Origin of the sequence: Actinomyces sp. oral taxon 849 str. F0330 (assembly GCF_000239715.1) — a bacterium.
In the GTDB taxonomy this organism is placed as follows: domain Bacteria; phylum Actinomycetota; class Actinomycetes; order Actinomycetales; family Actinomycetaceae; genus Actinomyces; species Actinomyces johnsonii.
Genome location: NZ_JH470355.1, coordinates 155375 through 165150 on the forward strand (window position 1 = coordinate 155375; position 9776 = coordinate 165150).

A 9776-nucleotide genomic window follows, 5' to 3' on the forward strand; every position below is an offset into this window, starting at 1 on the left:
GACTCAGGACCCGGATCATGCTCTTTCCTCCTCAAAGGTGAGGCTCACGGAGTTCATGCAGTAGCGCTGACCGGTGGGGGTCTGTGGGGCGTCGTCGAAGACGTGGCCCAGGTGGCTGGCGCAGGTGGCACAGCGGACCTCGGTGCGCACCATGCCGTGGGAGGTATCGGTGCTCAGGGTGACGGCCTCGAGGCTGGAGGGGTCGTAGAAGGAGGGCCAGCCGCAGCGGGAGTCGAACTTGGCGGTGGAGCGGAACAGCTCGGCGCCACAGCCGCGGCAGCGGTAGACGCCCTCGCGGTGCTCGTCGAGCAGAGCCCCGGTGAAGGGCCGCTCGGTGCCGGCCTCGCGCAGCACGTGGTACTCCATGGGGCTCAGGGCGGCGCGCCACTGGGCGTCGGTGCGCGCCGCAGCCTCCAGGTCGACGGCCGGGGCGGAGGTCGCGGCGGACGGTTCGCCGCTCATGTCGGTAGTCATGGTGCCATCGTCACCCGCCCGACGGCACCGGGCGCACTGAGTTCACGCAGCGAAAACGCACCCATCCGGAAGGGACACCGGCACCGTTGCAGGCGCCAGGACCTGTTGCGAACGTGGGATGCTGCGGTTGTGCGCCCGCGCGTTCGCACCTTAAGGCTTGCGCTTGGCTCTTCCGGAGTCAACGTGAGCCGTAGGGTACGCACGCGAACCGCTGGCGGCAGACGAGGACCGTGCCTCCACCACGATCATGCGCAACAGGCTCAAGAAGCCCTAGCGGCCCCGATCTGCTGCCGACGAGCGCGGGGAACTCCCGGCTTATCCGCCGCGGCCTCTCGATCAGAGCCGGCCACCTGGCTCACCTGGGGCCCAGCCCCCCTCGTCTGGCGCGATGGAGCAGGGAACGGCCCATGGCGCGCCCCAGCCTCACAGCGCGCCGGGCCCCCAGGCCGTGGGCGGTGGTCTCCCCCTCGACCTCGGTGGTCGTGCCGGAGGAGTCGTCGGCCGCCGTCTCGATGGTGTCGTCCGCCCCGGCGGCCTTCTGCTTGGCGACGATCTCCTCGGCTGCCCGGGCCACCTGCTCGGCACTGAGGTCCTGGGTGACCTCAACCTGCTCGACCTCCACCCGCGTGCGCGGCAGGGCGTAGGGGGCCTCCCGCTGCAGCCAGGTGACCAGCTCCTCGCGCACGTAGGACTTGAGGTCGCCGACGGCGCCGGGGGTGGCCCCGGTGAGGACCACGCGCACGGTGACGTGATCGCCGACGGCGTCGGAGACGTCGAGGGTGGCCTGCCTTCCGTCCCAGACGGTGGAGGCGGCCACGAGCCGGGCCAGCTCCGCACGCAGCGCGGCGATGGGAACGCGCCAGTCCAGGTCGAGGGTGAAGGTACCGGTGCTCTGGCTTCCCCCTCGCGTCCAGTTGGCGAAGGGGTTCTCGGTGAAGTGGGTCGAGGGCAGGATGAGGCGCCGCTCGTCCCAGGTGCGCATGACCACGTAGGTCAGGGTGATCTCCTCGATGGTTCCCTGCTCGTCGTCGACGACGACGATGTCGTCCACGCGGATGGCGTCGGTGGTGGCCAGCTGGAGACCGGCGAAGACATTGCCCAGCATGGAGCGGGCGGCCATACCGGCGATGACAGAGGCCAGACCGGCCGAGGCGAGCAGCGAGCCCATGGCGAACTGGACGGTGGGGAAGGTCATGATGGCCGAGACGAGCCCGGCGATAATGATGATCGCCTCGGCCACACGCCGAATGATCTGGCTCTGGGTGGTCACTCGGTTGGCGCGCCCCTGGTTCTCGCTGGCCTGCACCCCTTTGACGACGGTGGACTCGATGGCCTTGGCGAAGGCGACGACGAGCCAGGTCACCGCGAAGATGAGGGCGATGGTGACCCCGCGCTCGATGATGGCCATCGTCGTGGAGTCGTCCTTGGTCTGTCGCAGTCCGGTCAGGGCGATCTGCGTACCCAGGAAGGCTCCGGCCATCGTTCCGACGGCGTAGGCGGGGCGGCGTCCGAAGTCCACGATCTCGCGGTACAGGAGGCGGCGCTTACCCATGAAGCTCAGGATCGCCACGGCCACGAAGGCGATCGCGATGCCGATGATGGCGCCGACACCGGCCTGCCAGCCGATGGTGACAAGGTCGCTGGTGGTCTTGGTGACCACCTTGACGGTCTCGTCGACGTTCACGGACGGAATGCCCGTGGGACCGGGAGTGGGGGTGGGAGTTGGAGTGGCCGAGGGATCCGCGCTGGGGGTCAGGGGAGGGGCGGTGGCTACGAAGAGCATGGGGCAAGCCTAGGCAGCGGGGCTGTGCCCGGGCTGTGACGAACGGCCGCGGACGAAGGCATCACACCTCACCCAATCTCCACTAGACGTACTACGCGTGACGTAGTACGTTAGATACACACAAGGGAGCGGAAACCATCCCGCGCCCCACCCATTACACGTCAAGGAAGGAGGGTTCACGTGATCAGTGCGGACGCCATTCGCGGCTACATCGACCTCATCGTCCTGTCCCTGCTCAAACGGCAGCCGTCCTACGCCTACGACCTCGCCAAGACCATCACCGAGGTCTCCGACGGCGAGTACACCATCAAGCAGACCACCCTCTACACGGCCCTCAAGCGCCTGGAGTCAGCTGGACTGGCAGCCTCCTACGCGGGGGTTTCCGACTCCGGCAAGTCCCGCACCTACTACCGCCTCACCTCCGAGGGCACCGCACACCTGGCGGCCAAGGTGTCCGAGTGGGAGGACACCAAGACCCTTATCGACCGCTTCGCGAAAGGAGCCCACTGATGGACACCATCGAGACCTTCCTCGACGCCATGTTCGCCCCCTACCCGACCACACCGCGCCTGACCGAGGCCCGTGGAGAGCTGCGCGCCATGATGGAGGACGCCTACAACGACGCCATCGCTCACGGCAAGACCCACAACGAGGCGGTCGGGCAGGTCATCACCGACTTCGGCAACCTTGAGGAGCTGGCCCCGGTCCTGGGCATCGCCGCGGATATCCGGACCGACGCCGACCCTCAGGCCGCTCCCGCCGCCGGCACCCCGACCGAGCCCAGCCGGCCCGCCTACCCGGCGGTGACACTGCCCGAGGCTCAGGCCCTGGCCCAGGCCAAGCGGAGCACCGCCTCGACCCTTGCCCATGCGGTCAGCCTCTTCGTCTGCGCCCCGGCCCTGCTCATCGTCCTCACAAACCTGGCCGACGCCGGGCGGATAGCCATCAGCGACAACACGGCCGCCTTCATCGGCATAGCCTTCGCCCTGCTGCTCGTGGGCCTGGGTGTGGGCATGCTGGTGCAGCGCCGGTCGGCCTTCTCCTCCGTCCATCACCTCATCGAGGGCAGATTCACCCCGGACCCGGTGGTCACCGCCTGGGCGGCCCGCGAACGCCTCAACCAGGAGACGGTGCGCACCCGCCGGCTGACGATCGCGGTCTTCCTGTGGATCGTCTCCGCGCTGCCGATCCTGGCCACCAGCATGCTCACCCCCGATCAGGGACCCCAGTCGGAGCTCTCCGGTATCGGCGTCGCGATCTCACTGGTCATCATCGCGACGGGCCTGAGCATCTACCTGCCCGCCGCGTGGGCGTCCTCCACCTACACGACCCTGACGCACCCCGGCGGCTCCGGCGAGAACGCCTGGCAGTCCAGCGACCAGGAGAAGGACGATCCCCTCATCGGCCTGATCTCCAGCATCTACTGGCCGGCCACGGTCATCATCTATCTGCTGTGGAGCTTCGTCTTCGAGGCCTGGGGTATCTCCTGGATCATCTGGCCGGTCGCCGCCATCGCGTTCGGGATCATCGTCAGCGGCCGCACCTACTGGCGCAATCGCACGACGGATACCTCCGGCACCTGAGAACCCGAGCTCGCCACCTTCCTCGACCCCGACCGCCCCCTGCTCCGGGGCCCGGTCGGGGCCGAGGCGCTCACTCCTCGGCGAGAGCGGACAGATCGCCCTCATCCTGACCCAGCGCCCGGGCCCGCAGCACCCGGCGCAGGATCTTGCCCGAACGGGTCTTGGGCAGCGACTCGGGGAAATCGAAGGACTCCGGCTTGGCGATCGGCGACAGGGACGCCGCCACGTGCTGGCGCAGGTCGGCCTCGAGCTCACGCGAGGGCTCGACCCCGGTGGCCAGGACGACGGCGACGTGGACGGAGTGCCCCTTGACCTCGTGGGGCAGGCCGACGGCGGCGGCCTCGGTCACCGCGGAGTGGGAAACGAGTGCCGACTCGATCTCGGCCGTGCCCAGGCGATGGCCGGAGACCTTGATGACGTCGTCGGTGCGCCCGATGATCCAGAACCAGCCGTCGGCGTCGCGCTTGGCCGAGTCCCCGGTCAGGTACAGGCCCGGGTACTTGCTCCAATAGGTGTTCACGTAGCGCTGTGGGTCACGGAAGAGAGTGCGCATCATCGAGGGCCAGGGTCGCTTGAGGACGAGGTTCCCCTCGACGCCGTCGGGGACCTCCTGACCCTCCTCGTCGACGACGGCCGCCTCCTGGCCGAACACCGGCCGGCCCGCCGCGCCGGGCTTTTGGGGCATGGAGGGTACCGTCGTGATCTGGAACATGCCGGTCTCGGTCTGCCACCAGGTGTCGATGATCGGGCAGCGGTCGGCGCCCACGACGTGGTGGAACCAGCGCCACGCTTCGGGATTGAGGGGCTCGCCGACGCTGCCCAGCAGCCGCAGGCTGGACAGGTCGTGGCGCCGTACCCAGGCCTCGCCGAAGCGCATGAGTGTGCGGATGGCCGTGGGGGCGGTGTAGAAGGCGTTGATGCCGTAGCGCTCGATGAGGTTCCACCAGCGGTCCGGGTAGGGGAAGGTCGGGTTTCCCTCGTACATGAAGACGGTGGCGCCGTTGAGCAGTGGGCCGTAGACGAGGTAGCTGTGGCCGGTGATCCAGCCCGGGTCGGAAGTGCACCACCAGCGGTCGGCGTCATGGACGTCGAAGCAGTCGTGGAGGGTGGCGTAGGTGCCCACCTGGTAGCCGCCGTGGGAGTGCAGGATCGCCTTGGGTTTGCCGGTGGACCCGGAGGTGTAGAGGATGAACAGGGGGTCCTCGGCGTCGACCTGCACGGTCTCGCAGCGGCCCTTGGCGATCGGGAGCTTGCACAGCTCGTGGTACCAGTGGTCGCGGATGGGGTCCATGACCGCCTCGGTGGCGGTGTTGCGCACGACGATGACGTTCTGGATGGTGGGCGAGAAGCGCACCGCGTCGTCGACGATCTTCTTCATGGGGAAGACCTTGCCGTTGATCCACGAGCCGTCGGCGGTGATGACGACCTTGGACTCCGAGTCATCGATGCGCGCGCTCAGGGCGTCGGAAGAGTAGCCGGCGAAGACCACCGAGTGGATGGCCCCGAGCTTGGCGCAGGCGAGCATGGCGAAGAAGACCTCGGGGATACGGGGCAGGTAGATCGTCACGACGTCGCCCTTGCCCACACCCATGGCCTTGAGGACGTTGGCCATCCTCTCGACCTCCCGGCCCAGGTCGAAGTAGGAGAAGGTGCGCACCTGTTCGATGTCCTCGCCCACCCAGATGAGGGCGAGCTTGTTGCGGTGGGAGTTGGTCAGGTGCCGGTCGACGGCGTTGGAGACGATGTTCGTCCGAGCACCGACGAACCAACGGTAGAAAGGGGCCCCGGACTCGTCGAGCACCGTGTCCCAGTGCCTGGACCACTCCAGCTCGCCGGCGCGCTCGGCCCAGTAGCCCTCCAGATCCTCGGCGGCCCGCTCCTCCAGAGCGCGCCAGTCGCCGACCCAGGCGTTCGCGACGACCTCGGGGTCGGGATGAATAGTCTCCTCTGGCTCCTCCATCGACTCACCCGGGGGCTGGGGCACGGTCCTTGAGATCATGTCGTCCTCCTTGTGCAATCTTGTGCCATATGAATATGGCGCCGTTACGCGGCGCGGGTCGTCTGGTGGCGTGGGGGCCGCGCGGAGTACGGGGCTTTCGGCACTCACGAACGTGGCGGCGCACACATGTGGTCTGCCATCATCCATCATGAAAGCCTGCTTGGCGACCGATACGGCGAAGGGATTCCGCAGCAGGCGAGCCGCAGAAGAGGCCCGGCGCGCTCGGGCGCGCCCGCCCGGACGCATGCACGTGACCACAGCCCTTGCGTCTGACGACCGCTCTTGCGCATCAGGAGGCGGACCCGCGACACAGGTCCCGGGCGGAGCGCGCAGACAGAGCGAAGGCCCGGAACCTTGTGGGTTCCAGGCCTCTCGCAGTGGCTCCGACCGGCGTCGATCCGGTGACCTTTCGATTTTCAGTCGAACGCTCTACCAACTGAGCTACAGAGCCTTGGGATGGAAGCGGCCCGACCATTTCTGATCGGACCGACCTTTCCGCGACCTCGACGGGACTTGAACCCGCGACCTCCGCCGTGACAGGGCGGCGCGCTAACCAACTGCGCCACGAGGCCAGTGTGAATTCACTGTGTATTCACTTGTGCGAATCCGTACCCCCAACGGGATTCGAACCCGTGCTACCGCCGTGAAAGGGCGGGGTCCTAGGCCGCTAGACGATGGGGGCCAGGGGCCTTCGACGTCGTCGCGCCTCGAACCGGGATGAACACTAAGGGGACAGTCTTCCGCAGCGCAAATCCCGACGACGTGACCCTCCTCACCGCCCGTTTTCCGGCGAGATTGCAGACCTCGGGGCGGGTCGTGGGAGACCCACCTCGTCTGGCAGGCTGGTCCCGTGAGCCAGGCGCATCAGCAAAACGGGAACCGGGGCGGGGACAGGCCGGTCGACGACGGAGCGGACAGTCCGGACGACGCCGCGACCCCGGCGCCTCCCGGGCCGCCCCTCGCGGAACAGGCCTCGAAGCAGATGTCGGCCCAGGAGTTCGAGGACGTCGTCGGCGACGCCCTGGACCGGATCCCGGCCGACCTGGCCGAGGCGATGGACAACGTCGTCGTCCTCGTCCAGGACGAGCCCGACCCGGAGATGCTCACCGCGGAGGACTACGACGAGGCCGGCCTACCCACACTTCTGGGGCTGTACGACGGCGTCCCCCTCACCGAGCGCGACGAGAGCTGGTCCATGGTGCTGCCCGACCGCATCCTCATCTTCCGCGGGCCGCTGGAGCGCTGGTGCACCAGCCGCGAGGAGCTGGTAGAGGAGATCATGGTGACCGTCATCCATGAGGTGGCCCACCATTTCGGCATCCCCGACGAGCGTCTCCACGAGCTGGGCTGGGAGTAGTGCCCGGGGCGGAACGGGGAGCAGAACCGGGAATAGACCACAGCCCCCAATACCTCGCGCACCCCCTGAACCTGCCCTAGTGTGCTGGCATGAACGACCGTCATCGGCCTGCCGCTCCGGGCGCAGGAGAACCTCCCGCCCCCGCCGTCCCGAGCGAGTCCCCGCAGCACCACCCGAGTCGACGGCCAGTGCTCCTGGCGGCCCTGCTGGGCGCCGGATCCCTGGCGGGGTGCTCCCTCATCCCGGGTTCCGCATCGGCCGGGAGCGCATCCCCCACACAGACCGTCCCGACGCCCGAACCAGCCAACCCGCTTCCCGCCCCGGCCCCGAAATCGCGGGCGACGTCGTCATCCACCGCTTCGGCCTCCGCCGGCCCACTGGAGGGATGGAGCCTGGAGGAGAAAGTCGGTCAGCTCATCATGGTCGGGGTGGACGCGGCCTCTCCCGCCAAGGCCTCCACGGACGCGGTCACCAGCCACCACGTCGGCAACATCTTCATCGCCGGCCGTTCCACCGCCGGCAAGCAGGAGACCCAGAAGGTCATCAGCAGCTTCACCGGCAAGGTCGACTCCACCACCACCCATGACACCCCGATGCTCGTGGCCACCGATCAGGAGGGCGGCGACGTCCAGGTCATGTCCGGTTCGGGCTTCTCCGACATCCCCTCGGCGATGGACCAGTCGACCCAGCCGCGCGAGCAGCTGCTCGCTTCGGCGCGCACCTGGGGCAAGGAGCTGGCGGACGTCGGGGCGACGATGAACCTGGCCCCCGTCGTCGACCTGGTCGACGTCGCTACGCCATCGACCAACGAGCCCATCGGCCGCTGGGGCCGGGAGTACGGGCGCGACGCCGCCACGGTGACCGCCCAGGCGGGCGCCTTCGCCGAGGGGATGAAGGCCTCCGGCATTATTCCCGTCTACAAGCACTTCCCGGGCCTGGGACGGGTCACGGCCAATACCGATACCGCCTCGGGGGTCACCGACACGACGACCGCCCGCAGCGGCGACGCCGCCGTCGGCATCTTCGCCTCAGCCATCAGCGGCGGCGCGCAGGTCATCATGGTGTCCTCGGCCACCTACTCGCTCATCGATCCGGCGGCGCCGGCCGTCTTCTCCTCGGTTGTCGTCACCGACATGCTGCGCACCGAGATGGGCTTCACCGGGATGGTCATCACCGACGATGTCTCCGCAGCCGCCCAGGTGAAGGACGTGCCTGCGGGCGAGCGAGCGGTGCGTGCTATCAGAGCCGGCTGCGACATGGTACTGGCCTCGGCCGATCCGACACTGGCCGCCGACATGGCCAAGGCCCTCGTCTCCACCGCCCAGTCCGACCCGGCCTTCGCGGCCCGGGTGGACGAGTCGGTCACGAGAGTCCTGGCGCTGAAGAACAGTAACCAGTCCTGACCCACCCGTATCCCGGGCCCGCGTGATCATCGGACCGTGCTCCGGTCCCGGCGGCCCCGCGGGCTCGGGGCGGCTCAACGGGTCTTGGTGGTGCCGGTCGAGGGCCCACTGGACTCCATGCGCTTGGCGTAGCAGTGGTCGGCGTCGTAGCCCTGGGTGTCGCACCAGGCATTGGCCTCCTCCGCGGTGCCGTAGAGCTCCCCGGACAGGACCACCCACCAGCTGCCGCCGGCGTCGAACACCGACCAGTCGTCGCTGAAAACCAGCGCGGCGTCTGGGTTGGCCTGACGCACCTTGAGGAAGTCCGCGAGGATCGAGCGGTTGGTCCAGGTCTTCCCATCGGCCACCAGTCCCGCCTTCTTCGAGGACAGCTGCGGCGTCCACTTGCCCAGGTACTTGCCCATGATGAGCGGGCGATCGTGCTTGGACTGCCACTGCAGGGCCTCCTCGGCGGCCTTCTCGTCCTGCTCGTCCTGGCTCGAGTCGGAGGCCGACGACGCCGATACCGTCGCCGGCGAGGCCGAGGATGACGATGACGAGGAGGTCGAGGAAGCCGAAGGGGCCTTCGACTTGTCCGGTGCGACGGAGGGCTGGGAGCCCCGGTCGAAGGACGGGGTCACCTTGAGGTCCTTGACGTCGATGTCCTTGGCGGTGCGGAAGTAGTGCTGCTCCCCGAAGCTCAGTGTCACGGTCCGCCCTCCACCGGGGATGATGAGCGGCGAGGCGGAGAAGTCGAAGGTGCCCGAGGCCACGAGGCGGTCCACGTCCGAGCCTCCGGTCGGAGCCGTTGAGCTGTAGATCAGGATCCGGTTGGACGATCCGGCGAGGAAATCGCCTTCAGCGCAGGAGGTCTTGACATCGGCCTTGACCTGCAGCTGGCCCTGGCCGTCCTCCACCGATGTGACGTTGAGAGTCGGCATGTCCGAGCAGGCCTTGATCTCCCCCGAGGGTAGCGCCGTCGCACTGGTGGCGGTCTGGTCGGCCTTGGGCTTGCTCTGTTTGTCCTGGTTGGCACCGGTGGCGTCGTTGCGCGCGTTGCTGCCGGAATCGCGGTTCCCGCCGGCGAAGTGCTTCCAGGCCCACACCCCGCCACCACCGACGGCGAGGAGAAGGACGACCACCAGCGCCACCAGGATCGGACGGCGCGATCTTGACGGCTTGCCTGGCGGCGGCGCCT

7 protein-coding genes, 3 tRNA genes and 1 pseudogene are annotated in these 9776 nt (G+C 68.3%); 4 read left to right on the top strand and 7 right to left on the bottom strand.

Annotated elements, in window-relative coordinates; all coding sequences use genetic code 11:
* Positions 1–15 precede the first annotated feature (15 nt).
* Positions 16–474, bottom strand: a complete 459-nt coding sequence (gene msrB / locus HMPREF0975_RS10935; protein WP_009234238.1) for a peptide-methionine (R)-S-oxide reductase MsrB — start codon at positions 472–474, stop codon at positions 16–18.
* A gap of 355 nt (positions 475–829) precedes the next feature.
* Complete coding sequence (locus tag HMPREF0975_RS10940; RefSeq protein WP_009234239.1) at positions 830–2257, bottom strand: mechanosensitive ion channel family protein; 1428 nt, start codon at positions 2255–2257, stop codon at positions 830–832.
* Between the two features lie 180 nt (positions 2258–2437).
* On the opposite strand from HMPREF0975_RS10940, the gene HMPREF0975_RS10945 reads away from it, so the two are divergent.
* Together HMPREF0975_RS10945 and HMPREF0975_RS10950 are read left to right on the top strand one after the other, a co-directional pair.
* Positions 2438–2767, top strand: coding sequence for a PadR family transcriptional regulator (locus HMPREF0975_RS10945; RefSeq protein ID WP_009234240.1), 330 nt, complete (start codon positions 2438–2440; stop codon positions 2765–2767).
* Entirely contained in the window at positions 2767–3840 is a 1074-nt protein-coding gene (locus HMPREF0975_RS10950; protein WP_009234241.1) for a permease prefix domain 1-containing protein, read from the top strand. The genes HMPREF0975_RS10945 and HMPREF0975_RS10950 overlap by 1 nt, the downstream gene beginning before the upstream one ends.
* A 70-nt stretch (positions 3841–3910) precedes the next feature.
* Here the strand turns inward: HMPREF0975_RS10950 and acs are convergent, their stop codons facing one another.
* The 4 genes from acs to HMPREF0975_RS10970 all read right to left on the bottom strand — a co-directional run bounded on the left by acs (position 3911) and on the right by HMPREF0975_RS10970 (position 6521).
* The gene (gene acs / locus HMPREF0975_RS10955; RefSeq protein ID WP_009234242.1) at positions 3911–5839 is read right to left on the bottom strand and encodes an acetate--CoA ligase; all 1929 of its coding nucleotides are present in this window, start codon (positions 5837–5839) and stop codon (positions 3911–3913) included.
* Between the two features lie 378 nt (positions 5840–6217).
* Positions 6218–6290 (bottom strand) — tRNA-Phe (locus tag HMPREF0975_RS10960).
* Positions 6291–6337: 47 nt separating this feature from the next.
* Positions 6338–6411, bottom strand: a tRNA-Asp gene (locus HMPREF0975_RS10965).
* Between the two features lie 37 nt (positions 6412–6448).
* Positions 6449–6521 (bottom strand) — tRNA-Glu (locus tag HMPREF0975_RS10970).
* 300 nt (positions 6522–6821) lie between these two features.
* Between HMPREF0975_RS10970 and HMPREF0975_RS10975 the strand changes: the two genes are divergently transcribed.
* Complete coding sequence (locus tag HMPREF0975_RS10975; RefSeq protein ID WP_034472319.1) at positions 6822–7196, top strand: metallopeptidase family protein; 375 nt, start codon at positions 6822–6824, stop codon at positions 7194–7196.
* Between the two features lie 89 nt (positions 7197–7285).
* Positions 7286–8599, top strand: coding sequence for a glycoside hydrolase family 3 N-terminal domain-containing protein (locus tag HMPREF0975_RS10980; RefSeq protein ID WP_081697229.1), 1314 nt, complete (start codon positions 7286–7288; stop codon positions 8597–8599).
* A gap of 74 nt (positions 8600–8673) precedes the next feature.
* On the opposite strand, the pseudogene HMPREF0975_RS10985 reads toward HMPREF0975_RS10980, so the two are convergent.
* Positions 8674–9776 (bottom strand): annotated as a pseudogene (locus tag HMPREF0975_RS10985) (hypothetical protein); the annotation flags it as partial.